Source organism: Bradyrhizobium nivariense (assembly GCF_029846695.2).
Lineage (GTDB): Bacteria > Pseudomonadota > Alphaproteobacteria > Rhizobiales > Xanthobacteraceae > Bradyrhizobium.
The window spans coordinates 26912-50818 of sequence record NZ_JARWCR020000025.1 but is presented as its reverse complement, the minus strand read 5'-3'; the positions used below and the strand labels follow the sequence as shown (position 1 = coordinate 50818).

Here is a 23907-nt window from a genome sequence, read left to right as displayed (position 1 = left end):
TTCATCAAGGTGCGGCGGACGACCGTCGACAAGGGATTTTTTGTTGAAGCGATGCGATCTCGCCACAATCGTGGGGGCGGCGCAGACGACGCACATACTCCGTCGTCGTCCTGGCGAAAGCCAGGACGACGACGGGGATTGACAGCCGCCCCGGTTCGACGACTGTTTTGTCTGCCGGACCACCGAACTCCCCACGAGGACTATAATGCGGACGACATCGGTCGGCGTCATCAGGATCGCCACCAAGGGCCCCGGCGACGTCTCCGGCCTCCTGGGCATGATCGGCTCCGGCGCGATCGATCCGAAGGCGATTCTGGCCATCCTCGGCAAGACCGAAGGCAATGGCGGCGTCAACGATTTCACCCGGGAATATGCCGTGGCCGCGCTGTGCACGGCGCTGGCGCCCCGGCTAGGCCTGTCGCCGCAGGAGGTCGAGCAGCGCATCGCTTTCGTGATGTCGGGCGGCACCGAGGGCGTGCTCAGCCCGCACATCACGGTGTTCACGCGCCAGGAGGTCGGGGGACGACCGGCAGGCATCTCCGGTAAGCGCCTGAGCATCGGCATGGCGCACACCCGGGATTTCCTGCCTGAAGAGCTCGGCCGTTCCGCACAGATCACGGAGACAGCCAAGGCCGTGAAGGCGGCGATGGAGGATGCCGGCATTGCTGACCCCGCCGACATTCATTTCGTGCAGATCAAGTGCCCGCTGCTCACCAGTGATCGCGTCGAAGCGGCGAACGCGCGCGGCAACAAGACGGTGACAACCAGCGCCTATACCTCGATGGCCTATTCGCGCGGCGCCTCCGCGCTCGGGGTTGCGGTCGCGCTCGGCGAGATCGCCTCCGACATTCGCGACGACGACGTGCTGCGACGCTACGATTTGTTCTCGCAGGTTGCCTCGACCTCGTCCGGGATCGAGCTGATGCACAACGTCGTCATCGTGCTCGGCAACGCGATGTCGTCGACCAGCGAATTCGAGATCGGGCATGCCGTGATGGGCGATGCGATCGATTCCGCCGCGGTCATGTCCGCGCTGAACAGCGTTGGGCTCGGCATCGCGCCGCAGGCCACCGCGGGCCGCGAGCTCCTCAACATCTTCGCCAAGGCGGAGGCCTCGCCTGATGGCAGCGTGCGCGGCTTTCGCCACACCATGCTCGAAGATACCGACATCAGCTCGACACGCCACGCCCGCGCTGCCGTTGGCGGGTTGATTGCCGGCCTCGCCGGCACCGGGGCGGTCTACGTCTCCGGCGGCGCCGAGCATCAGGGGCCGGCGGGCGGCGGGCCGGTTGCGGTCATCGCACGGCTGTCCTAAAGCGCGATGAGATTGGGATAAATCGTCATCGCGCTTTAGGTTGTTGTTTGAGCATGATCTTTTCGGAAAACCGCGGCACACTTTTCCGGATCATGCTCTATGACGCGGCGACCTCTCCGCCCGGCGCAACCCTGCCCTTCGCGCCGGCTCAGTTGATTCATGCGGGCCCTTGCGAAGAAGGTGATGCCGCATCTTAAGGGATTTTGACTTCATGACTTTGCCGATGAGCTGGAATGAATGGGCGCAGCACGACGGCGTCGGACTGGCGGCGCGCGTCCGTAAAGGCGAGCTGACGGCGAAGGAATTGGCGCGCCAGGCCGCTGCGGGCGTGGCCAAGGTCAATCCGGCACTGTCGGGCGTGGTCGAGCTGTTCGACGACGCGATCGCCGATCCGGCCAGGGACGGCGCCAATCTCGCCGGCCCGTTCGCCGGCCTGCCCTTCCTGATGAAAGACCTCGGCCCGACCATGAAGGGCCGGCTCCAGGAGATGGGCTCGCTCCTGATGCGCGGCAATCGCGCCAGCGCCGACACGTTCCTGACCGGCAAACTCCGTCAAGCCGGACTGAACCTGATCGGACGCACCACGACGCCGGAATTCGGCGTATGCAGCTCGGCCGACAATCCGGCCGTCTACGTCACGCGCAATCCCTGGGACACCGACTACACCACCTGCGGCTCGTCCGCGGGAAGCGCCGCGATGGTCGCGGCCGGCGTGGTGCCGATCGCGCATGCGACCGACGGCGGCGGTTCGATCCGCATTCCCGCCGGCGTCAACGGCAATATCGGGCTGAAGGTCTCGCGCGGCGTGTTCTCGCTCGCCCCGCACATGTCCGATCTCACCGGCCTCGTTTCGATCCAGGGCTGCCAGTCGCGCTCGGTGCGCGACACCGCCGCCTTCGTCGATCATGCAAGGGGAGCGGCGCCCGGCGAATTCATGCCGTTCTGGACCACGGCGCAGCCCTATTCCGAGATGATCAAGCGTGATCCGTCAAAGCTTCGCATCGCGCTGTCGCACACCTGGGGGGACTACACCGCGACGCCGCAGATCGCGGCCGAGTTGGAGAAGGCCGGCCGCTTCCTCGAAGGCCTCGGCCATCACGTCGAGTATGCCCTGCCCGAGCTCGACTTCCGCGCCGCGTTCGAGGCGCAGACCACCTGCTACATCTCGAATTTTGCCGTGGTGATCTCCAACATGCTGGCCGCGCGCGGGCTGGAACGGCCGCCGGAAGATCTCATCGAGCCCATGAACATCCGGATCTGGGAAGCCGGCCGGCACACGAGCTTCGCCGAGCGGGCGAGGATGCAAGGCGTGTTCAACACGACCTCACGCGGCTTCGGCGCCTTCTTCGAACAGTGGGACGTGATCCTGACGCCGATCACCGCGTTGCCGACGCCGAAGGTCGGCACCAGGGAATACCTCACCATCTCCGACAATCCGGACGTGCTCGACTGGTTCGGCAATCTCTGGCGCTTCTTCGCCTTCACGCCGCTCGCCAATCTCTGCGGCATGCCCGCGATCTCGATGCCGATGGCCACGCAGGACCACGGCCTGCCGCTCGGCATCCAGGCGATTGCGAAGCAGGCCAATGACGGGCTGCTGCTGCAATTCGCCGCCCAGATCGAGCGCGCGCTCGACGGCAAGTGGAACGACGGCAAGAAGCCGAAGGTGCATGTGGGCTGAGGCGGAGCTGTTCGCGTTGACAAGCGTTCACGTCCCCGCGGCCATCCTTCGAGACGCCCGCTTTGCGGGCTCCTCAGGATGAGGCTGGTTTCGCGGCGAGATGTCAGACCCTCATGGTGAGGAGACCGCGAAGCGGTCGTCTCGAACCATAAGGCCAAGCGCGCGAGCCAACCTCCAAAGCGGATCTTAGTTCTTCACCGCCGGAATCTCTTCCGTCGGCTGCTGCTGGCCCTGCTGATACATCGCCAGCGCCTTCTCGAGCGCTTCGCGCAAGGCTAGCGCCGCGGCCACGCTGCAGCGCAGATGCGCGGTCTGGACCACGTCGACCCTGACGGCGGCGCCGACCGGCATCAGCAAGTTCGCGGCGAGCTCGATCTGGATCGCACCGTTGTGGTGGCCGAAGCAGGATGCGCCGTCGAAATAGATGATCGGCGCGCGCTCCGAGCTCGAGCTCGAAATGATCACGGGCCCCTGGCTGGTGGCGGGCGTTTCGGTGTCGGCCATGGGCACTCCTTGCGGCTAGTCGGACGAACGAGGCGCCCACCATCGTTGCTTCGGCCCGTTCTGTCGAGGCCAAACCCGGCACACCTGCCGTGGGACGCGCACCCGGGGTTTTGCGCCGCGCCCGACACTGGTCTAGAACGTCGTATGTCCAGCTCACCGACCACACTTCCGTTCGAGGAACTCGCCGAGGCGATCAAGGACCGCCGCTCCGATTACGGCCATATCAGCGGGCTCCAGCTCGACCGCTTCGCACCTCGCGAGGCCTGGTCCAGCCTGCCCTACCGGCCCGTCTTCGTCGGCGACACCGAGACCGGCGTGCTGCATGGCGGGGTCGTCACCGCGATGCTGGACGAGAGCTGCGGCATGGCCGTGCAACTCGCGCTCGACGGCACAAGCGCGATCGCGACGCTCGATCTGCGTATCGACTATCAGAAGCCGGCAACGCCGGGCCTCGACATCAAGGCGCATTCGGTCTGCTACCGCACCACGCGCTCGATCGCCTTCGTACGCTCCACCGCCTATCAGGAGTCCGAGGACGATCCGGTGGCGACCGCAACCGCCTGCTTCATGATCGGCGCCAACCGCACCAACATGCTCGCGGACCGCAGGATGGATTCGCCCAGCATCCCGTCGCTGGGGGCCCCGGAAGATCCGGATGGCCCGTTCGCCAACAGTCCGTTCGCGCGCTGGCTCGGCATTCGCGTCAACGACGACGGCACACTGACGATGCCGTTCTCGCCAAAGATCATCGGCAATCCGATCCTGCCTGCGATTCATGGCGGCATGACCGGCGCCTTCCTCGAGACCACCGCGATCTTCGGAGTGGCACGCGAGCTCGGCGCGGCCGCATTGCCCAAGCCGATCGGACTCACAGTCAACTATCTGCGCTCCGGCCGCGCGCTCGACACCGTTGCCAATGTCTCGATCGTGAAACAGGGCCGGCGCATCGTCGCCTTCGAGGCGCGCGCCTGGCAGGACGATGCGGACAAGCCGATCGCCACCGCCTTCGGCCATTTCATGCTGCGGCCGACGCCGGGAAACGACGAGGAATAGGCGTATTTTACTTGACGGCCCGGGCACGGGCCACAACGATAGCACGTTCCCGCGAGAGGTATTGGGTTGCGGCATCCGATCGACATCGTCGCCATGTTCGCCGCGCTCTGGCTGCTGGCGTCGATGGTGCTCGACGCGCTGACGCCGAAGGAGCTGACGGCGGTGATGATCGGCATCGCCATCGGACCGGCCATCGTCATCACCGCCGTGTTCTACTATCTGCGCTGCCCGCGCACCGATTTCGCGGTGATGTTCGCCGCGTTGTGGCTGATCTCCGACATCGCCATTGCGTTCATCTCGCCGACGCAGCTGCCGCACCTCCTGATCGCGCTCGGCTTCGTGCCGGCGCTGCTGATCGGAATCGTGCTGCACTGGCAGCGCTTCCAGCGCCGCCATGAGCGGCTGCCCGTGCCGTCAGCCAAGCGGGGTTAGCGCGGCAGCAGGTTCGTCTTGGCGAGATCGAGCACCTCGTCGCCGCGGCCGTTCATCACGGCCCGCAGCACCCACAGGCTGAAGCCCTTGATCTGCTCCGGCGTGATGGTCGGCGGCATCGACAGCTCCTGCTTGGCGGTGACGACGTCGAGCAGGGCCGGCCCGTTGTGGGCCAGCATCTCCTTCATCGCGCCCGGGAGCTCGCCGGGATCCTCGACGCGCTTGGCGAAGATGCCCATCGCGCGCACCATCGCCGCGAAATCAGGGTTCTCCAGGTCGACATTGGTGTCGACGAAACCGGCCGCCTTCATCTCCAGCGCGACGAAGCCGAGCACGCCGTTGTTGAAGACGACGATTTTCACCGGCAGCTTCATCTGCGTCAGTGTGATCAGATCGCCCATCAGCATGGTGAAACCGCCATCGCCGGAGAGCGAGATCACCTGGCGGCCGGGCTGCGCGGCCTGCGCGCCGATCGCCTGCGGCATCGCGTTGGCCATCGAGCCGTGCACGAACGAGCCGATCAGCCGGCGGCGGCCGTTCATCTCGAGATAGCGCGCGGCCCACACCGTCGGCGTGCCGACATCGGCGGTGAACACGGCAACGTCAGAGGCGTGGTCGCTGATGACTTTCGCCAGATATTGCGGATGGATCGGCTTGCTGCCGGGCGTGCCCTTGGCAAGCGAGTCCAGACCTTCGCGCGCCTTCTTGTAGTGCGCGATCGCATCGTCGAGATGCTTGCGCTGCGTCTTGGCCTTGAGCAGCGGCAGCAGCGCCTCGATGGTGAGCTTGACGTCGCCGACGAGGCCGAGATCGATCCTGCACCGCCGTCCCAGATTTTCCGGACGGATGTCGATCTGCGCGACCTGGCAATCGGTCGGGAAGAATTGCTTGTAGGGAAAATCGGTACCGAGCATCACCAGCGCGTCGCAGGCGTGCATGGCGGCATAGCCCGAGGAGAAGCCGATGAAGCCGGTCATGCCGACGTCGTAGCGATTTTCGTATTCGACGTGCTCCTTGCCGCCGAGCGCATGCACGATCGGGCTCTTCAGGGCTTCCGCGAGCTGCATCAGCGGCGCATGCGCGCCGGCGCAGCCGCGGCCGCAGAACAAGGTGATGCGCTCGGCGCCGTTCAGCAGGTCCGCGAGCGCCTTCAGTTCATCGGCCTGCGGCACGACCTTTGGCGCCGACAGCGTAAGGCCACGCGCCGTCGACAGCGCGCGCTTGGGTGGACTGCGGAAAGCGACGTCGCCGGGCATGGCGACGACGGCAACGCCGCGCAATCCGACCGCCGCGCGGATGGCGTTTTCCAGCACGTAAGGAAGCTGACTCGGATCGGAGACCAGCTCGCAATAATGGCTGCACTCCCGGAACAGGTTTTGCGGATGCGTCTCCTGGAAATAGCCGCCGCCGATCTCGGCGGTCGGGATTTGCGCAGCGATCGCCAGCACGGGAACGCGGCTGCGATGTGCGTCGAACAGGCCGTTGATCAGATGCAGATTGCCGGGACCACAGGAGCCCGCGCACACCGCAAGGCTGCCCGTCATCTCCGCTTCCCCGGCAGCGGCGAAGGCTGCGACCTCCTCGTGCCGGACATGGATCCATTCGATGGTGCCGCGCCGCCGCAGTGCTTCGGTCAGCGCGTTCAGGCTGTCGCCGACGATGCCGTAGATGCGCTTGACGCCGGCCTGTTCGAGCGTTGCCACGAACAGGTCGGCTACATTGTTGATCGCCATGTCGGTCTCCTGATCTCGCTTCTGCAGCAGGATAGGATAACGCGCGACCGTGACGGCATCACGGCTTGTTTATTGCGGGCTCAGTCTTTCGCAATCGCCCGATCGTAGGCCGCGATCGTCAACTTCGCGCGAGCGGCAACGTCCGTTGCCGTCATGCCGGGCTTGTAGAGGCTGGAGCCGAGCCCGAACGCCGTCACGCCGCCCTTGATATACTCCGCGAAATTCTGGTCGGAGACGCCGCCGACGGCGGCGATCACCACGCCGGCCGGCAGCACGGCGCGGATCGCGGCAATGCCGGACGCGCCGAGCACGCTGGCCGGAAAGAATTTGAGGCCCGATGCTCCCGATCGCGCCGCGAGCAGCGCTTCGGTCGGCGAGAACACGCCGGGCATCGTGACCATGCCGTACTGATGCGCGCGCGCCAGCACCTGGGTGTCGACATTCGGCGAGACCATCAGCTTGCCGCCGACATCGTTGAGCCGATCGGCGTCTGCCGCCGTCAGCACCGTGCCGGCACCGATCAGCACGCCGGCGGGCGCTTGCTTCACCGCCGTGGCGATCGAACGAAACGGGTCCGGCGAGTTCAGCGGGATCTCGATTGCGGTCATGCCGGCTTCGATCAGCACGCCGACGATGGCCTGGGTCTCCTCGGGCTTCACGCCGCGCAGGATCGCGACCAGTGGTCGCTTCATTGCCGGAAAGGGAACGCTCATCTCAACAGTCCTCTCATTTCGTCCAGATCGCGGCAGCCGCCATCGACAGGCCGCGGCGGACGGCTTGATCGGCATCGACCGGGTTCACGGTGACCGACAGCGCATCGAAAGCCAGCCTGTACAGCATCGCGAGCCGCCCCGAGGCAATCAGCGTGATTCCGGTTTTCGGCATCGCGCCGGAGAGCCCTGCCGCCAGCTCGACGCCGATCAACGTGCCCGACAGCGTTTCGCGCGCCGCGGCCGGTGTACCCCCGAACAGGAGCTGACGCGACCGCGCGCCGAACAGAAAATTGGCGGCGAAGGCCGGTGCTTCGTACGCCGCCTTCACCGCAGCCTGGAAGCTCGCGACATCCTCGGCGTCTTCGGCGCCTGCGACCGCAAGCGACAAAATCGTCTCGCGCGACACCACGCTGAAGAGCTCGCCGGTCATGAAGGTGGAGAAATGCGCGACCGTGCCGTCCTTCACCCGCACCCATTTCGAATGTGTGCCGGGCATGCAGACCAGTGCTTCGCCCGCGGCATCCAGACCGAGCGCGCCGAGCAGTTGCGTCTCCTCGCCGCGCATCACGTCCGGTGCCTTGGCGTCGCGCTGCGCGATGCCGGGCAGGATGCGGATATCGCGCGTCTCTCCCCGCACAAGCGCGGCCTGCTTCAGAACGGCGGAGAGCGGCGCCGGCGTGTCGACGTAACCGGCCTCGACCCAGCCGGTACGCGCACCGGCCATGCCGCAGACGAGAACCGGCAGATGATCGGGAGCATCGACCGCGGCAAGATGCGATTGCAGCACGGCAGCGAAGCCGGCCTTGGCCGCCGCCAGCATGCCCTCGTCGCTGCGGCGCTCGGCCAGCACCTTGCCGGCGCGGTCGATCAGCCAGAGCCGGAAGCTGCTGGTGCCCCAGTCGACCGCGACACAGGCAGGTTCAGTCATCTCAATTCGTATCCTCGTCTCACCGCCAAGACGCCGTCTCGCGACAATGAGACGAGGCCCCGCAAATCCGCCCCGGGATATCGGCTATTGCCGCTGCAAACCAGCCTTTTCTCGCAGGTCTGAGGTGCCGCTCGCGCTGGTCCACCGCTTGCGAAGCGGTGGCACACCGCTTGCTAAAGCGTTCCCGCTCACGTCCGTGAACCGCGCAACAAGACGCGTCAACATCAGATGAGGAAACCCATGGAGATCGGCTATTTCACGATGCCTTCGCACCCGCCGGAGTGCGGCCTGAAGGAAGGGAACGACTGGGACCTGCAGGTCATGCGCTGGCTCGACGAGCTGGGTTATCAGGAGGCCTGGGTCGGCGAGCACCACACCGCGCCCTGGGAACCCAATCCCACGCCGGATCTGCTGATCGCACAGGCGCTGATGCAGACCAAGAATATTCGCATCGGACCGGGCGGCTTCCTGCTGCCCTATCACCACCCGGCCGAGCTCGCCAACCGCGTCGCCATGCTCGATCATCTCTCCGAGGGCCGGCTCAATTTCGGCGTCGCGGCCAGCGGCCTGCCGAGCGACTGGGCCATGTTCAACGTCGACGGCATGAGTGGACAGAACCGCGACATGACGCGCGAGGCGCTGGAGATCATTCTGAAGATGTGGAGCGATCCCGCGCCCTGGACCTACAAGGGCAAGTTCTGGACGGTGACCAAGCCGGACACGATGTTCGACTTCCTCAAGCCGCACATCAAGCCGTTGCAGACGCCGCATCCGCCGATCGGCGTCGCCGGGCTGTCGAAGAACTCGGACACGCTGAAGCTCGCCGGCGAGCGCGGCTTCATCCCGATGAGCCTCAACCTGAACCCGGCCTATGTCGGCAGTCATTGGGATTCGGTCGTAGCAGGTGCCGCCAAGACCGGGCGCAAACCGAACCGCGCGGATTGGCGGCTGGTGCGCGAGGTGTTCGTCGCCGACACCGACGAGGAGGCCTGGAAGCTCTCGACCGACGACATGATGGGCCGGATGATGGGCGAGTACTTCCTGCCGCTGCTCGGCCATTTCGGCTTCAAGGACTATCTGAAGCATGCGCCCGACGTGCCCGATAGCGACGTCACCGTCGAATATTGCGCCAAGCGGAACTGGATCGTCGGCTCCCCCGCGACCGTCGCCGAGAAAATCGAGAAGATCTACGAGGAGGTCGGCGGCTTCGGCGTGCTGCTGGTGTTCGGCTTCGACTACAAGCACAAGGCTGAAGCCTGGCATCACTCGCTGTCGCTGCTGAGGAACGAGGTGATGCCGCGCCTGAAGCATCTCGGCTCCGCGAAGAAGGCGGCTTGACCCGACGCGGGTGCGGCGCGATCGTGCCGCACCCGCATCCATTTCGGAGATTTCCGCGTGACGGTGGACGCAAAGGATTTCAAGCAGGCGATGCGCCAGTGCGCCGGCGCCGTCGCGCTGGTGACGGTCGGCGCCGAGCACGGCAGGCGCACGGGACTGACGGTGACGTCGGCCTGCTCACTGTCGGACACTCCGCCGTCGCTAATCGTCTGCGTCAACCGCAACGCCAGTGCGCATGCGCGCATCCGCGAGGAAGGCGCCTTCGCGGTCAACTTCCTGCACGAGGATCATGCGCTGCTCGCCCTCACCTTCAGCGGCCAGAAGGGCGTCAACGGCGACGACCGTTTTGCGTTCGGCCAGTGGACGCGCAGGGTGACCGGCGCGCCGGTGCTGACGGATGCGGTCGCCGCGTTCGACTGCGTGCTGGCGCAGGAATTCGAGACGACGACGCATTCGATCTTCATCGGCGAGGTGCGCTGCGCATCGCATTCGGACGGCGCCGCGCCGCTCGTGTATCTGCGTAGCAGTTTCCACGCACCGCGCGAAATCCGCGGCACCGTCACAGTCGGCGACCTCGATTCGCGACATCTGAGCTGGAGTGATTTTTCGTAGTGTCTTCCCTTCTCCCCTTGTGGGAGAAGGTGGCGCGAAGCGCCGGATGAGGGGTCTCCATCCGCGAATTCAGAAGAGATCCACGCGCGGAGAAAGACCCCTCACCCGCCTCGCCGCTACGCGGCGAGCCACCCTCTCCCACAAGGGGAGAGGGGAAGAAAGCGCGCCGCTTTGCAAATTGATTGTCGCTACCGTGTCGTCTCGATCTTCAACTGCTTGATCTTGCGATACAGCGTGGCGCGGCTGAGTTTTAGCGCGCGCGCCGCTTCAGTCACACGACCATCATGCTTGCGTAGCGCCTCTACGATCGTGGCGCGTTCGGCCGCCGCCAGATCCGGCTCCGCCGCCCTTCCACCAAACGGCGGCAAATCGAGGTCGGCGTCGGTGATGACGCCGTCCTCCGCCGTGCAGCCGGCGAGCCGCAGCACATGCCGGAGCTGGCGCATGTTGCCGGGATAGGGATAGGCCGCGAGCTGCGCCCAGGCGTCGTCCGAAACGCGGCAGTTCGGCGCTTCCTCGCTCGCGATCTGGCGGATCACGTCGTCGCGGTCGGCACGCTCGCGCAGGGCCGGCAGCCGCACCTCCATGCCGCGTAGGCGAAAATAGAGATCGGCGCGGAAGGCGCCCTGCTCCGCCAGGCGGCCGAGATCGCGATGGGTGGCGCTGATCAGGCGAATGTCGACCGGCACGGGCTTCAGCGCCCCGAGCGGCCAGACTTCGCGGTTCTCCAGCACGCGCAGCAGGCGCGTCTGCAGCGCGATCGGCATGTCGCCGATCTCGTCGAGGAACAGCGTGCCGCCATCGGCCTGCACGATCAGGCCCTTCGAGCCGTCGCGGCGCGCGCCGGTGAAGGCGCCGGCCTCGTAGCCGAACAGCTCGGCATCGATCAGGCTTTCCGGCATCGCCGCGCAGTTCAGCGCGACATAGTTGTGGCGCGCGCGATTGCCGGCTGCGTGAATGGCACGGGCGAACACATCCTTGCCGACGCCGGTCTCGCCATGCAGCAGCACCGGCAGATTGTGATCGCCGATGCTCTTAAGTCGCTTCACGCTCTTGATCAGGCCGGGGTCGCGGCCGGCAAGCCGCTGCAGCGCATCGAAGCGATCGGCAGGCGTATCGCGGCGCGGCGCGAGCGGACGGGTCGACGACCTCGCCCGCAGCGGCGGCGCGACATGGCCATGCCCCAACGGACTGCCGTCGGCCCGGCGCAGCTCGACGACGCCGTCTGCGTCGCGCGCGGCGGGATGATCGAACTTGACGTAACGCGACAGATCGATGCCGGAGGCGATCAAGCCGTCGGTGAGACCCAGCAATGCGCGCGCCGAACGGCAGGCGCCGACAATGCGGCGATCGTCGTCATAGGCGAGCAGGCCGCTGCCGCCGTCACCCGGCACGGTCGCGATCCAGGCGTTGCGGAAATGACCGCGGAAGATCGCGCCCTCCATGCGCCGCGTCGCCTCCATCGTCACCGCGAGCGCAAGCTGATGCGCGGTGCGTTCGAGATCCTCGCGGCAGGAGGTGATGTTCACGGCGCCTGCGAGCCGTCCGGCCTGGTCGAACAGCGGCGTCACGGCGCAGGAAAACATGTGCCACTGCGCGCGAAAATGCTCGTCGCGATGCACCAGGATCGGCTTCTGCTCGGCCAGCGCGGTGCCGAGCCCGTTGGTACCTTCGAAGGCCTCGGAAAAATTCGAGCCGGTGTAGATCTTCCAGTCCATGAATAGTCTTGCGTCGGCTTCGCCGGGGAGGCGGCTGAACAGCATGGTTGCGTTTACGTCTGCCAGGTTGACGCAATAGCCGGCATCGCGCAGCACACGGGCGAGATCGTCGAGCTCCGGTGTTGCGAGCCGGATCGTCTCCTCCATGGGTTCGGCGACGTGACGGATCTCGGCTTCGGTGAGCGTCTGCGGCGGCCCCTGACGGGCGGGATCGAGCTTGTGGCTGATCAGGCAGCGCCGCCAGGAATTGGCAATGCGCGAAGAGGCATCGACGTCGGCCACGTGGTTGGCGACGGACAAGACGCGGGCGACATGGTTCGAGGCCGAAAGGCTGGCCATCGCGGACGTCTCCACCCTGTATTATTGTGGAAAGTCTGGCACCGCAGGCGGGGATGTCAATCGGGAACCGGGAAGGGTCGCGCCGCAATCAGAATTGCTGCATCGCCCTCACCACGTATCGATGCACGGCCGCTTCTTCGCAGTCCGCGCGGGCGGCTTCGGCACCGACCGCACGCCCGCCATGATCCAGCGCCGCGTCTCGGCGGGATCGATGACGTTGTCGATCTCGAACACCGATGCGATCGAGACCGCCTTGCCATTGGCATAGAGCTCGGCGACCTTGTTGCGGTAATAGGTCTCGCGCTCGACGGGATCGGCGATCGCCTCCATCTCCTTGCGGAAGCCGAGGCGGACGTAACCCTCCAGGCCCATGCCGCCGAACTCGCCGGTCGGCCAAGCCGCGGTGAAGAACGAGGCGTGGAAGCCGCCGCCGATCATCGACTGCGCGCCGAGACCATAGCCCTTGCGCAGCACGATCCCGAACAGCGGCACGGTGAGGCTCGCGCCTGTCACGAACATGCGCGAGACGTGGCGCACGATCGCGGTCTTCTCGGCTTCGGGGCCGACCATGAAGCCGGGCGTGTCGCACAGCGAGACGATCGGCAGATCGAAGGCGTCGCAGAGCTGGAGGAAGCGCGCGGCCTTGTCGCCGGCATCGGCATCGATCGCACCGCCGAGATGGCGCGGGTTGTTGGCGATCAGGCCGAACGGCCTGCCCTCGATGCGGATCAGCGCGGTGATCATGCCGACGCCGTAGTCGCGGCGCAGCTCCAGCACCGAGTCCTTGTCAGCGACGAGATCGATCACGCTGCGGATGTCGTAGACGCGCAGGCGGTTCTCGGGGATGGCGCGGCGCAAGAGGCGCTGGTCGGCGGCCTGCCAGGCCGTCACGGCGCCCTGGAAATAGGACAGGTATTTTTGCGCAACGCGCGTCGCCTCCTCCTCGTCCTCGACGAGGATGTCGATGACGCCATTGGGCGACTGGAACGAGACTGGACCGACCTCGGCCGGGTGATAGACGCCGAGCCCGCCGCCCTCGATCATCGCGGGGCCGCCCATGCCGATCGAGGCGTTCTTGGTGGCGATGATGACGTCACAGCAGCCGAGCATCGCTGCGTTGCCGGCGAAGCAATAGCCGGAGACGATTCCGATGACCGGCACCAGACCGGAGAGTCTTGCGAACTGCACGAACGACGGACCATCGAGCCCGGTCATGCCGAGCCGGTCGGTATCGCCGGGCCGGCCGCCGCCGCCTTCGGCGTAAAACACCAGCGGCACGCGCCAGTCTTCCGCGAGCGTCAGCATGCGGTCGATCTTCTTGTGGTTCATGTGGCCCTGCGTGCCCGCGAGCACGGTGTAGTCATAGGCCACGACGATGCAGCGCCCGCCCTCAGGGCCGAACTTCTCGGCGTTGACAGTCGCGACGCCCATGACGAGGCCGTCGGCCGGCGTGTTCTTGACGAGATCGTCGAGCTTGCGCCGGCGCCGCTGCGCCGCGATCGCAAGGCTGCCGTACTCCATGAACGAGCCGTCGTCGACGAGCTGTGCGACATTCTCCCGCGCGGTGCGCTGATTGGTGTTGCGGCGGCGCTCGACCGAGGCAGGGCGATTTTCGTCGAGCGTGTTGGCCTGGCGCGCGACCAGTTCGGCGAGATCGGGACGGATGTGGTCGAGATCGATATCGGTTTCCGTTGCCGAGGCATCAGCCGCAACCTCGAGCGGCTCCAGATACATGATCGGCTCGCCATGCATCAGCGTGACGCCGTCGCCGGCCACGAGTTTCATGACCCGGCCGCCTTGCTCGGCCATCACGAGATGCTCCATTTTCATGGATTCGATCACGGCGAGCTGCTGGCCGGGGCGCACGACCTCGCCTTCCCTCACCTGGATGGTGACGATGGTCCCTTGCAAGGGCGCTGCGACCATCACCGCACCTTCCGGCACGATCTGCGCGGGGTGCCCCTCCGCGCCGTGGCCGCCGCTTCGCTCGGCCGCAGCAAAATACAGCGGCTTTGCAGCGCCATCGGCGGCCTCCACGAGCTTCGCGATGTTGCGGTCGATGAAGTCGGTCGCGATGCGGTTGGCCCTGAAATCGGGATGCGCCAGCACGGCCTGGAGGAAGGCGATGTTGGTGATGACGCCGTCGATCCTGAATTCGCGCAGGGCGCGCGAGGCTTTGGCGACGACGTCGTGCCAGGCTTCACCGGGCGTATGCACGATGACCTTTGCCAGGAGCGAGTCGAAGGCGGCGCTGGTCTTGTAGCCGGCATAACCGAAACTATCGACGCGGACGCCGGGGCCCGACGGCGGCTCGAACACGGCAAGCACGCCGCCGGTCGGGTGCGTCGCCCCTAGCTCGTCCAGCGTCTCCATGTTGACGCGGAGCTGCATGGAATAGCCACGCGGCTTCGGGATCGAGCTTTGCGCCAGGCCGAGCGAGGCAAGCGAGACACCGGCAGCGACCGCGAGCTGGGCGCGGACGAGATCGAGGCCGAGCACCTCCTCGGTGACGGTGTGCTCGACCTGAAGCCGCGGGTTGGCCTCGATGAAGGCAAAACTGTCTTCGGCGGCGCCGTCGACCAGGAACTCGAACGTGCCGAGATTGTCGTAAGACGCGGCCGCAGCGAGTTGCTTCGCCGCCTCGATGATCCGGCCACGCAAGCCGTCGCTGAGCGACGGGCTCGGCGCCACCTCGATCAGCTTCTGGTGCCGGCGCTGAATGGTGCATTCGCGCTCCCAGAGATGAGAGATCGCGCCGCGGCGGTCGCCGATGATCTGCACCTCGATATGGCGCGCCTGCCGGATCAACCGCTCGGCATAGACGCCGTCGAAGCCGAACGCGGCCTTGGCCTCGGACTGGCAGCGCGCGTAGGCCTCCGCGAGATCGGCCGCGCTCTCGACCACGCGCATGCCGCGGCCGCCGCCGCCGGCCATCGCCTTGATCACGATCGCCGCGTTGCTGCCGAGCGAGGCGAAGAACGCCGCGATGTCCTCCAGCGAGGACGGTCCGCTGGTGCCAGCGATGATCGGCACGCCGCAGCGCTTTGCCAGTTGCCGTGCCGCAACCTTGTCGCCGAACAGTTCGAGCGCCGCGGCCTTCGGCCCGACGAAGGCAATGCCTGCATCGGCGCAGGCCTTGGCGAACGCGGCGTTCTCGCTGAGGAAGCCGTAGCCGGGATGCACGGCGTCGCAGCCGGACGCCATTGCCGCCTTCACCACGGCCTCGATGTCGAGATAGGCCCGCGCGCCGCGGCCGGGGATTTCCATCGCCTCATCGGCAACACGCGCGTGCAGCGACAGCGCGTCGTCCGCAGGGTGGATCGCGACCGTCGCGATGCCAGCATCGGCCGCGGCACGCGCGATGCGGATGGCGATCTCGCCGCGATTGGCGATCAGGAGCTTTTTGAACGACATGCAGCGTCTCCATGCCCGCGTGCCCAAGCGCGGGTCGGCGGGTCCGAAGGTTCTGCTTCGTCACTTTGACCGGGGCCGTCAAGGGCGAGGACGCCGGTCGCGATGACCGTTCCCGCGGGCCGGAATATCAGTCGGTCGCGCGCGCTGTGATGAGGCGAATAATCCGTGCCACGGCAGACGGGATCGGCGCGATGACCGGCACGGCGAACATCGCCTGAAGCTCGCGCGCGGCTTCGCCCAGCGGCCCGCCGCCGATGATGACGGCCTCGGCGCCATCCCGCGCGATGCAGGCCTCGACCGCGCCGGCGAGCGCTGTGCGCAGCCGCACTGGATCTCGCATCAGCTCCTGCGGATCGCCCTGCGCGAAGCGGGTGCCGGTGTAGCGCGATCGCAATCCCAGCGCGTCCGGCAAGGCATCGATCTTCGCCTCTAACAGCGGGGTCGTGGTCGCCACGCCGAAGCGGCGGCCATTCTCGGCGGCTGCCAGCATCGAGGACTCACCGATGCCGACCGCGGGCAGCTTTATCGCGCCCTTGATTCCGGCCAATCCAGGATCGCCGAACGCCGCGACGATGATGCCGTCGCATGCATGCCGATGTGCTTGCGCAATCTCCAAAACTTCGGCGGAGGCTGCATCCAGCGCATCCGGCGTCACGATCATTTGTGGCGCGCGCGTGGCGGTCGCGCCGTCGATATCGACGCCGCCCACGGCGGCAGATTTCGCGATGGCGACCATCATCGCTGTGGTCGCCACAGAACTGTTCGGATTGATCAGGAGGATGCGCGCACGACGATCGGAATTTTGATCCATCCCCCTGCTATACTAGGCCGCCCGCACCCCCGCAACGAAAGCGCTGACCTCGTCCTCGAGCGATTGCAGCTTCTGCGACAGCCGACCGCTCGATTGCAGCACGAGGCCGGCGGCCTGGCCGGTCTCCACTGTGGCGTCGGTGACGCCCGAGATGTTCTGCGAAACCTGGTCGGTGCCGGAGGCGGCCTCCCGTACGCTGTGCGCGATCGCCGCGGTCGCGGCGCCCTGCTCCTCGACGGCTGCGGCGATCGACGAGGAAATCTCGTTGACCTCCATGATGGTGCTGCGGATGCTCTCGATGTTGCCGACGACCTGGTTGGTCTCGGCCTGGATCGCCGAGATCTGCGCGCCGATCTCGTCGGTCGCCTTCGCGGTCTGGCTCGCCAGCGACTTCACTTCGCTTGCCACCACCGCAAAGCCCTTGCCGGCCTCGCCGGCGCGCGCCGCCTCGATGGTGGCGTTGAGCGCGAGCAGATTGGTCTGCGAGGCGATCTGGTTGATGAGGTCGATGACCTCGCCGATCTTGTGCGCGGCCGCCGCCAGCCCCTGCACGGTGTCGTTGGTGCGCTGACCGTCGGCGGCGGCCTTGTCGGCCACGCTTGCGGCCTGCGCGACGCGCTGGCTGATCTCGGTGATCGAGGACGACAGCTGGCCGGCGGCGGAGGCCACTGTCTGCACGTTGCTCGAGGCCTGCTGGCAGGCGGTGGCGACGAAGCTCGCGCGGTCGGTCGCCTTGTTCGCGGTCTCCGACATGCCTTGCGCGGCCTGCTGCATCGCGCGCGCCTCGTTGAAGACGTCGCGGACGACGGCCTGAACGTTCGCCTCGAACTTGCCGGCGAGATCGGTCATCGTCTTGCGCTTCTCCTCGTCGGCCTTCTGCTTTGTCTCCTGCTGTTCGGCGTGCATCCGGCCGACCGCCGACGCGTTGTCCTTGAACACGGCGAGCGCCCTGGCGAGCCCGCCGACCTCGTTGCTGCGGTCGGTATAGGGCACCTCGAACGCGCTGTCGCCGGCGGCGAGGCGCTCGGTCAGCGCGGTGATCTTCGCCAGCGGCCGGGTCACGCTGCGGCCGATCACGAACGAGGCGCCGAGCACGAGCACGAACACGACGAGGCACACCAGGGCGAAGGTCATCGCATCCTGGCGGAAGACGGCGTCGACGTCGTCGAGATAGATACCGGTGCCGATGATCCAGCCCCAGGGCGCAAAGCCCTTCACATAGGAGATTTTCCCGACCGGCTGGTCGAAGCCGGGCTTCGGCCAGAGGTAGCTGTAGAAGCCCGCGCCCTGCTTGTTGACGACGTCAACGAAGCCCGAGAACAGCCGGTTGCCGGTGGGGTCCTTCATCTCGGAGAGATCCTTGCCGTCAAGCTCGGGCTTGATCGGATGCATGATCATCTTCGCGGCCATGTCGTTGAGCCAGAAATACTCGACCTTGTCGTAGCGAAGGCTCTTGATCTCCGCGATCGCGCCGGCCTGCGCCTGCTCGCGGGGCAGCTTTCCGTCGCTCTCGAGCTTCTGGTAGTGCGCCAGGATGCCGTAGCCGACATCGACCATGTGCTGCGTCTTGGCCTGGCGGTCCGCGATCATCTGCGCGCGCAGGGTCGAGAGGGCGATCGGCGCCAGCGCGATCATGCCGAGGAGGCTGATGCCGATAATCAGGACCAGCTTGAAACTGATGCGGGAGAAAAACATCGGTGCTCGCAAGAATTGGAAGGGCTGATATGCCAGTTTATCCTGCGCCCCTTAGCAAAGCTTTAAGCATTCGGGTTCTCCAAATCCCCTCAAGCCTGCGTGGAATCCGCCCGAGGACGTGTTCATCAACCTGCTCGATGCTCCCGCGGAGAACTGGTCCGTCGGCCACGGCATCGCGCAATTCGCGTGAGTTCGCCGGAGCCACCGACACCCTCTTGAGAATTGCCGGCCGGAAGGGTCTGATAGGCTGCGGAGGAGACCTCCGCCGAGCCGAATCCGGGACCTGAACGGCATGACCATGTCGGTCGAGCAATTGTGGAGCCTGCCGGAGACCGCGTTGGTCGGCGCCTATGCGGCGGCGCGGCGTCGCTATGCGGAGAAGAAGTTCGAGCGCGACACCCAGCGGGCGCGGCTCGAATGGATGCGCGCCAAGTTGTTCGTGAACACGCAAGGCAATGTGACCGAGCGCAGGATGGCGGTCGACGTCTCCGAGGAACTGGCGCGCAAGGGCCAGGAGGTGCGCGAGATGACGCGCGATCTCGACATGCTGAAGATCGAGATCGACGTGATCGACACCATGATCCGGCTCCGCGGCGGGCACGGCGCTCCGCCGGTCCACGCCGAGGAGACGGCCGAGCAGCCGGCCGAGCCGGAGGGGGAGTGAGATGACAGCATTCCGGGGAAGCTGCCTGTGCGGCGAGGTCGCGTTCGAGGCCGAGGGCCCGTTCGATCGCTTCCTCAACTGCCATTGCTCGCGCTGTCGCAAGGCGACCGGGACCGCGCATGCCCGCGGGGTGATCGCGAAGGCAGGCGCGCTGCGCTGGCTGCGCGGTGAAGCATCCGTCGCGCGCTTCGACTTGCCCAATGCACGAAGCTTTGCGACCGCGTTCTGCAAGATTTGCGGCAGCCCGATGCCACATCTCACACGCAGCGGACGCGAAGCGATCATCCATGCCGGCGCTTTCGACGAGCCGCTGGGCGCGACACCCGACCGGCATGTGCATTGGACGTCGCGCGCGGACTGGTATGTGCACGGCGATGCGCTGCCGGTGGAGGATTGAAACTCAGCTTTCCGCATGTCTGCCGTGGCGGCGATGATACTCACTCGGCGACGGCCAGGTCCAGTCCTTCAGCGTCGTTCGATCCGGCTCGAAGATTTCGATCTTGAGCGCATGGCACGCCGCAGCATCGCTGGAATGGGTCGCGCTACAGTCTCCACCTGGACAGGCCGACAGCGCGCCGAGCAGATCGATCTCCGCAAGAAACTCGATGAAGTCGCCGGGGCGGACGGGACTTGCCTTCATGAAATATTGGTGCGTGTCCTTCGTGAATCCGGTGCACATGAAGACGTTGAGCACGTCATGGACGTGATGCTCGACCGCACGTGGCTCCATCTTCAGCTCGGCGGCAAGCGCGCGGGACAGGTTGGAATGGCAGCAGAAATCATAGCTGCCGCCGCTCAGCATCAGATTCGTGTAGGGATCGCAGCGCGTGCCGATGACGTCGTGAATTCCGGCGCCGTCCTCGTCAAAACCGTACCAGCCGAGTGTGTCGTGACTGATCGTTGCCATCGGCCGAAGATAGGGCATGTTGCTCCAGAGCCGGTCGCCAACGCCGACATGCGTGCCATGGAGTGCCCGCGTCTTGCCGCTGAAGAAGCGTTCGGAGAGATCGTCCGCGTTCCAGAGATTGAGATCGCCGACCTGAGGACCCTCGATGCTGACGATGCGGAAGAACTGGCCGCGCGCCACGCGAAATGTTCTGGCGTCGCGCGGCGGCACGATGAGCTCGTGCGTTTTGACCATCGTGCGGCGAGCTTGCTCGAGCGCGGCCAGGTCGGGCCCGGGCATCGTCCCGGCCGGATAGACGATGGCCGGTTTGGCGGCACGGCGCGAAGCGGCGTCTGCGGGTGCGATTTTGGGCGACATGCCGGGCTCATCCTTGCGACTGCAATCCATTTTACCGCCTCACCTCACCCACTCGCAACGCACGCCTCCATGATCCCGTCGAGCTCCGCCTTCGAGAGCACACCAAGTTCGGCGATGAAGACGATGCGCGCGCGAGGCACGCCCGGAGCGGGCGCATCGCCAGAGGCGAGCGCGGCATCGCCGGGGGCGAGCGTGGCGCGGCCGGCGGCGAATTGAAACACCATCTGGCGCCCGGGCTGCTCGACGGTCTCAAACAGGCCTTTTGCCCGCGCGAGTTTTGGCGCAAGCCGACCGATCGCGTGCTGCAAGCGGGGCAGCGAGATCGGCTGCTCCGAGGTCCAGCTCAGCGTTTCGAAGCGTTGCTCTGCCGGCCGTCGCGGTCCGGGCTCGCGTAGCGCGGGTGGGCGATCGACGGTCGCGGGGAACAGCAGCGCGGACGGAATCTCGCCGTGCGGCGCATCGACCACCACGGCCGGAACGCGCTGCGCGCGGATGGCCTCGCGCATCCGCGCGCCCGCGCCCTCGCCCGCCAGATCCAGCTTGCTCAGCGCCACGATGTCGGCAACGCGCAGCTGCGAACGGTGCAGCGCGTCCTCAAAGGCGGCCGGCGGTGTCGCCGCATCCATCACGCAGAGCACCATTTCCAGCGGCGCCTCGCGCAGGATCACGGGATCCATCAAATTGCGGACGATGTCGGCGGGATCGGCAACGCCGCTGGTCTCGATGACGATGTATTCCGGCTTCGGATCACGCCGCAGCAGCGTCGAGAGCGTGCGCAGCAGGTCGCCTTCGAGCGAGCAGCAGATGCAGCCATTGGCGAGGCTGACCACGCCGTCGCTCGCGCCCGCGATCAGCTCGGCATCGATGTTGATCGCGCCGAAATCGTTGACGATTGCGGCGATCCGCCGCCCCTCCGCGTGCGCCAGCAGATGGTTCACGACAGTGGTCTTGCCGGCCCCCAGAAAGCCCGTCACCAGGAGAATGGGGACCGGCATGTCTCAGCCCCCGACGACGGGGCGGCGCACCGGACGGCCGGGCCGCGCCGCCACGTCCAGCACGCCGTCGCTGATCAACGGTTGGCCGCTGACGATCAGATGCCGCACGCCTTCAGAGGGACGGTTCATCGCCGTGAAGGTCGCGCGGTCGCTGAGCTTCTCGTAGTCGAACACGACGATGTCGGCGTCGGCGTCCTTCGCCAGCCTGCCCTTGGCGCGCATCGCGGGCGTGCTCTGCGACAGGATTTCCGCGGGGATCAGCGCGCATTTGCGCACGCCTTCGAGCAGCGACACGGTCTTGCGCTCGCGCACCCATTCGCGGATGAATTTTGTGAAGCAGCCCGCCGAGCGCGGATGCGAGGTGGCGTCATCCGGCAGCGGCCAGGCATCGCCGGTGTAGGTCTTGCCGTCCGACGTCGTCCACGGCATCGCGTCGGACGCGATCGCGCCGCCGGGATAGAGCACCGACATGTCGAGCAGGTCGCGGTGATGCGCATTGTTCTCGGTGTCGAGGATGTGCCACAGCACCAGCGACGACGGTTCTTCGGCCTGCGCCTTGAGCAGCTCCTCGCGGTCGCTGAAGCGATGGCCGTCGGTGACCCGCTGCACGGAATCGTAGCCGGTGCCGTTGCGCTCGACGAATTCGGGGTCGCTGAAGAAGGCAGCCGCCAGCACGGTCGAGCCGGTGCCGTAAGGATAGGCCTCGACCGTGATCGGCAGGCCCTGCGCCTGTGCTTTCGCGATCAGCACGCGGCAGCGCTCGACGTCGGTCTTGCTCGACGAGTTGAAATGGCAGATGTGCATGTGCGCGCCGGTGGCGCCGGCATAGCCGATCAGGCGGATATAGGCTTCCGCCGCGCTCTCAGGGTCGACGCGCGACATGTAGGCGACATGGGTGAAGGTCGGCACGTCCTGCGCGGCCGCGAGCTGGCAGACCGCTGTCAGCTCCTGCACGCCGGCGCCCGGCGCATAGGCGTTCAAGATGCCGATGCCGATGCCGCCCTCGTTCAGGCCGCGCGAAAGGCGCTCGAGAATGCCGGCGACCTCCGCATCGCTCGCGACGTTGTCCATCCAGCGGCGATCGCGCATGGCATTGCCGAACGCTTCCAGCGAGCTCTCCGCATTGGAGCCCGTCATCGCGCCGATGCGCGCAAAGGCCCAGTTGGTGGCCGCGCCGTAGTTCAGCACGCGCCCCTTCCGCGCCTGGCGCTCATACCAGGACCCGACCGGCAGCACGCCGGCTTCGAGATCGAGCGTCGTCGTGACGCCGTCGAACGCCTGCATCCGATCCGCGGGGAGCGACTGGCCATGCGCATGAAGGTCGATGAAGCCGGGCGCGACCACGAGCCCGGTGGCGTCAATCACCCGCTCGGCGCCGCCGAGCGAAGCGCCGACCGCGGCGACCTTGCCGTCCACCACCGCCACATCGCCAACCGCGTCCATTCCGCTGGCGGGATCCACCACCCGGCCGCCAGAGATCACCAAGCCGCTCATCATCGAAACTCCTCCGCGCTGAATTCGCATCAAGGCAGATTCCGGGAGGTACGACCACCTCCACCGAAGCCGACGCATCATGCTCGCACGGAAGGTCATGTCGCTGGCAAATTGTGGACAGCCGCGCGCAGTCTCGCGGCAAGTTTTGCCCGAGCTATGCTTCTCGCTTCACCCCTTCGCAAAGAAAGGGCGCAGGGAAGACCGGGCGCCGGCTGGCACCCATAAAAACCCCCATGCGAACTGATTGCACACGCAATGCACAGGGGAGACACAGGGCAGCCGAGACCAGGCCTTCCCTGCGCGATGGTTTGACGGCCTATGCCGCGCTCTCCCCGGAGACGAGTTCCTTCTTGCCTCCGTCACCTCTGCGAAATGCACGGCAACGCGCCGGTTGACGCGATGACGCCTTCATAGAGGCTTGACCGTAGCAACGACGGCCAGGACCACACGGTTTCGCCGTACGCGGGCTTCCGGCTTCGCCAAAAGGGCTTCGCCGGACATGGTCCCGCTCCGCCTAAAAGCTCAGCAAGTTTGAGCGCCGTCCGTCGATGCGGTTCGTGCCATGCTCACGAGGTTCATCTCGCCCTGCACGCACAATCCCGCCTTTAACGCCGCCCGCGTCCACCGCAACTCCCAGCCCGCGTTCGTGACGACGTACGACCGCCCCTTTTGTGGGCTGGGATAGGCGACACATACGACAAATCCGAATTTCGGTAAAGTGGAATATTTTTGCGGGAGGAGGTTGACGGCGATTTGGGCTGTTTTGCCCGACGGCAATGGGCCGCGCCGGTTCCACCCTCTTGCAACATTTACGTATTTGCTGTATTTTACAGCATTAACGGAGACTGCCATGGCCAATTTTTCGACCAGCGACCTTTCCCGCAAGTCGGGAGATATCATCGCCGAGGCCTTGCGCAGGCCCGTGACGATCACACAGCGAAACAAGCCTCGCCTGGTGCTGCTGAGCATCGAGGATTACCGCAAGCTCATCTCGAGCGCCGATACGCGCAAAGCCAGCCGGCTGGAGGCAATGCCTGACGACCTGTTCACTGAGGTCAAGAGCGCAATCGACAACTACGAGCAGGAGCGCGACGAGACGTGAGCCTCGACGCGCTTCGCACCGGCGATGTGATCCGATTCCCTTAGCTCTGGGTCCGTGAAGCAGAGCGCGGCGAAACCGAAGGTCGCAAGCCGCGACCGGTCG

Annotated in this window: 20 protein-coding genes; 9 read left to right on the top strand and 11 right to left on the bottom strand. The window is 66.1% G+C overall.

The genetic code is table 11. The features are described from left to right. The first annotated feature begins 205 nt into the window (after positions 1-205). Positions 206-1315 carry a cyanuric acid amidohydrolase gene (atzD, locus tag QCM77_RS21395; protein ID WP_279661295.1) on the top strand — a complete coding sequence of 370 codons (1110 nt, stop codon included), beginning with the start codon at positions 206-208 and terminating at the stop codon, positions 1313-1315. A gap of 211 nt (positions 1316-1526) precedes the next feature. Further along, complete coding sequence (locus tag QCM77_RS21390; RefSeq protein WP_279684753.1) at positions 1527-2996, top strand: amidase; 1470 nt, start codon at positions 1527-1529, stop codon at positions 2994-2996. 186 nt (positions 2997-3182) lie between these two features. Here QCM77_RS21390 and QCM77_RS21385 read toward each other — a convergent pair whose 3' ends face one another. Then, positions 3183-3500: a hypothetical protein gene (locus tag QCM77_RS21385; protein WP_279661297.1), complete on the bottom strand. Its 318-nt coding sequence runs from the start codon at positions 3498-3500 to the stop codon at positions 3183-3185. Between the two features lie 144 nt (positions 3501-3644). Between QCM77_RS21385 and QCM77_RS21380 the strand changes: the two genes are divergently transcribed. Next, positions 3645-4553, top strand: a complete 909-nt coding sequence (locus tag QCM77_RS21380; protein WP_279684752.1) for a PaaI family thioesterase — start codon at positions 3645-3647, stop codon at positions 4551-4553. A 66-nt stretch (positions 4554-4619) separates the two neighbouring features. Beyond that, entirely contained in the window at positions 4620-4985 is a 366-nt protein-coding gene (locus tag QCM77_RS21375) for a hypothetical protein (RefSeq protein ID WP_279661299.1), read from the top strand. Here QCM77_RS21375 and poxB read toward each other — a convergent pair. The 3 genes from poxB to QCM77_RS21360 all read right to left on the bottom strand — a co-directional run bounded on the left by poxB (position 4982) and on the right by QCM77_RS21360 (position 8359). After that, the gene (gene poxB / locus QCM77_RS21370; RefSeq protein WP_279661300.1) at positions 4982-6718 is read right to left on the bottom strand and encodes a ubiquinone-dependent pyruvate dehydrogenase; all 1737 of its coding nucleotides are present in this window, start codon (positions 6716-6718) and stop codon (positions 4982-4984) included. The genes QCM77_RS21375 and poxB overlap by 4 nt on opposite strands. Positions 6719-6798: 80 nt before the next feature. Further along, positions 6799-7431 (bottom strand): 2-dehydro-3-deoxy-6-phosphogalactonate aldolase, encoded by a 633-nt coding sequence (locus QCM77_RS21365; protein WP_279661301.1) that lies wholly within the window; start codon positions 7429-7431, stop codon positions 6799-6801. 13 nt (positions 7432-7444) lie between these two features. Next, positions 7445-8359: a 2-dehydro-3-deoxygalactonokinase gene (locus QCM77_RS21360; RefSeq protein WP_279661302.1), complete on the bottom strand. Its 915-nt coding sequence runs from the start codon at positions 8357-8359 to the stop codon at positions 7445-7447. A 240-nt stretch (positions 8360-8599) separates the two neighbouring features. Here QCM77_RS21360 and QCM77_RS21355 point away from each other — a divergent pair, with 240 nt between their 5' ends. Both QCM77_RS21355 and QCM77_RS21350 read left to right on the top strand, forming a co-directional pair. Next, the gene (locus tag QCM77_RS21355; RefSeq protein ID WP_279661303.1) at positions 8600-9697 is read left to right on the top strand and encodes an LLM class flavin-dependent oxidoreductase; all 1098 of its coding nucleotides are present in this window, start codon (positions 8600-8602) and stop codon (positions 9695-9697) included. Positions 9698-9754: 57 nt separating this feature from the next. Beyond that, entirely contained in the window at positions 9755-10309 is a 555-nt protein-coding gene (locus QCM77_RS21350) for a flavin reductase family protein (RefSeq protein WP_279661304.1), read from the top strand. Positions 10310-10497: 188 nt separating this feature from the next. Here QCM77_RS21350 and QCM77_RS21345 read toward each other — a convergent pair whose 3' ends face one another. The 4 genes from QCM77_RS21345 to QCM77_RS21330 all read right to left on the bottom strand — a co-directional run bounded on the left by QCM77_RS21345 (position 10498) and on the right by QCM77_RS21330 (position 18286). Then, the gene (locus tag QCM77_RS21345) at positions 10498-12366 is read right to left on the bottom strand and encodes a sigma-54-dependent Fis family transcriptional regulator (RefSeq protein ID WP_279661305.1); all 1869 of its coding nucleotides are present in this window, start codon (positions 12364-12366) and stop codon (positions 10498-10500) included. Positions 12367-12474: 108 nt separating this feature from the next. Beyond that, on the bottom strand, positions 12475-15780 hold the full coding sequence (locus tag QCM77_RS21340; protein WP_279684750.1) for an acetyl-CoA carboxylase family protein: 3306 nt from the start codon (positions 15778-15780) through the stop codon (positions 12475-12477). A 127-nt stretch (positions 15781-15907) separates the two neighbouring features. Then, positions 15908-16591 (bottom strand): aspartate/glutamate racemase family protein, encoded by a 684-nt coding sequence (locus tag QCM77_RS21335; RefSeq protein ID WP_279661306.1) that lies wholly within the window; start codon positions 16589-16591, stop codon positions 15908-15910. A 12-nt stretch (positions 16592-16603) separates the two neighbouring features. Next, positions 16604-18286, bottom strand: a complete 1683-nt coding sequence (locus QCM77_RS21330; RefSeq protein ID WP_279661307.1) for a methyl-accepting chemotaxis protein — start codon at positions 18284-18286, stop codon at positions 16604-16606. A gap of 292 nt (positions 18287-18578) precedes the next feature. Here QCM77_RS21330 and QCM77_RS21325 point away from each other — a divergent pair, with 292 nt between their 5' ends. Further along, positions 18579-18950 carry a hypothetical protein gene (locus QCM77_RS21325; RefSeq protein WP_279661308.1) on the top strand — a complete coding sequence of 124 codons (372 nt, stop codon included), beginning with the start codon at positions 18579-18581 and terminating at the stop codon, positions 18948-18950. A 1-nt stretch (position 18951) separates the two neighbouring features. After that, positions 18952-19347: a GFA family protein gene (locus QCM77_RS21320; RefSeq protein ID WP_279661309.1), complete on the top strand. Its 396-nt coding sequence runs from the start codon at positions 18952-18954 to the stop codon at positions 19345-19347. A gap of 3 nt (positions 19348-19350) precedes the next feature. Here the strand turns inward: QCM77_RS21320 and QCM77_RS21315 are convergent, their stop codons facing one another. The 3 genes from QCM77_RS21315 to QCM77_RS21305 are packed head-to-tail and all read right to left on the bottom strand — an operon-like array spanning position 19351 to position 22703. Then, entirely contained in the window at positions 19351-20214 is an 864-nt protein-coding gene (locus QCM77_RS21315; RefSeq protein WP_279661310.1) for an urea carboxylase-associated family protein, read from the bottom strand. A gap of 44 nt (positions 20215-20258) precedes the next feature. Further along, positions 20259-21209, bottom strand: coding sequence for a CobW family GTP-binding protein (locus tag QCM77_RS21310; protein ID WP_279684748.1), 951 nt, complete (start codon positions 21207-21209; stop codon positions 20259-20261). Between the two features lie 3 nt (positions 21210-21212). Next, on the bottom strand, positions 21213-22703 hold the full coding sequence (locus QCM77_RS21305) for an amidohydrolase family protein (protein WP_279661440.1): 1491 nt from the start codon (positions 22701-22703) through the stop codon (positions 21213-21215). Between the two features lie 850 nt (positions 22704-23553). Between QCM77_RS21305 and QCM77_RS21300 the strand changes: the two genes are divergently transcribed. Beyond that, on the top strand, positions 23554-23805 hold the full coding sequence (locus QCM77_RS21300) for a type II toxin-antitoxin system prevent-host-death family antitoxin (RefSeq protein WP_279661441.1): 252 nt from the start codon (positions 23554-23556) through the stop codon (positions 23803-23805). Positions 23806-23907 lie beyond the last annotated feature (102 nt).

Bases quoted from the DNA above. Each gene is read 5' to 3' on its own strand.
- atzD (WP_279661295.1), top strand. From the start codon at position 206: ATGCGGACGACATCGGTCGGCGTCATCAGGATCGCCACCAAGGGCCCC.
- QCM77_RS21390 (WP_279684753.1), top strand. From the start codon at position 1,527: ATGACTTTGCCGATGAGCTGGAATGAATGGGCGCAGCACGACGGCGTC.
- QCM77_RS21385 (WP_279661297.1), bottom strand. From the start codon at position 3,500: ATGGCCGACACCGAAACGCCCGCCACCAGCCAGGGGCCCGTGATCATT.
- QCM77_RS21380 (WP_279684752.1), top strand. From the start codon at position 3,645: ATGTCCAGCTCACCGACCACACTTCCGTTCGAGGAACTCGCCGAGGCG.
- poxB (WP_279661300.1), bottom strand. From the start codon at position 6,718: ATGGCGATCAACAATGTAGCCGACCTGTTCGTGGCAACGCTCGAACAG.
- QCM77_RS21365 (WP_279661301.1), bottom strand. From the start codon at position 7,431: ATGAGCGTTCCCTTTCCGGCAATGAAGCGACCACTGGTCGCGATCCTG.
- QCM77_RS21360 (WP_279661302.1), bottom strand. From the start codon at position 8,359: ATGACTGAACCTGCCTGTGTCGCGGTCGACTGGGGCACCAGCAGCTTC.
- QCM77_RS21355 (WP_279661303.1), top strand. From the start codon at position 8,600: ATGGAGATCGGCTATTTCACGATGCCTTCGCACCCGCCGGAGTGCGGC.
- QCM77_RS21345 (WP_279661305.1), bottom strand. From the start codon at position 12,366: ATGGCCAGCCTTTCGGCCTCGAACCATGTCGCCCGCGTCTTGTCCGTC.
- QCM77_RS21340 (WP_279684750.1), bottom strand. From the start codon at position 15,780: ATGTCGTTCAAAAAGCTCCTGATCGCCAATCGCGGCGAGATCGCCATC.
- QCM77_RS21335 (WP_279661306.1), bottom strand. From the start codon at position 16,591: ATGGATCAAAATTCCGATCGTCGTGCGCGCATCCTCCTGATCAATCCG.
- QCM77_RS21330 (WP_279661307.1), bottom strand. From the start codon at position 18,286: ATGTTTTTCTCCCGCATCAGTTTCAAGCTGGTCCTGATTATCGGCATC.
- QCM77_RS21325 (WP_279661308.1), top strand. From the start codon at position 18,579: ATGACCATGTCGGTCGAGCAATTGTGGAGCCTGCCGGAGACCGCGTTG.
- QCM77_RS21320 (WP_279661309.1), top strand. From the start codon at position 18,952: ATGACAGCATTCCGGGGAAGCTGCCTGTGCGGCGAGGTCGCGTTCGAG.
- QCM77_RS21315 (WP_279661310.1), bottom strand. From the start codon at position 20,214: ATGTCGCCCAAAATCGCACCCGCAGACGCCGCTTCGCGCCGTGCCGCC.
- QCM77_RS21310 (WP_279684748.1), bottom strand. From the start codon at position 21,209: ATGCCGGTCCCCATTCTCCTGGTGACGGGCTTTCTGGGGGCCGGCAAG.
- QCM77_RS21305 (WP_279661440.1), bottom strand. From the start codon at position 22,703: ATGAGCGGCTTGGTGATCTCTGGCGGCCGGGTGGTGGATCCCGCCAGC.
- QCM77_RS21300 (WP_279661441.1), top strand. From the start codon at position 23,554: ATGGCCAATTTTTCGACCAGCGACCTTTCCCGCAAGTCGGGAGATATC.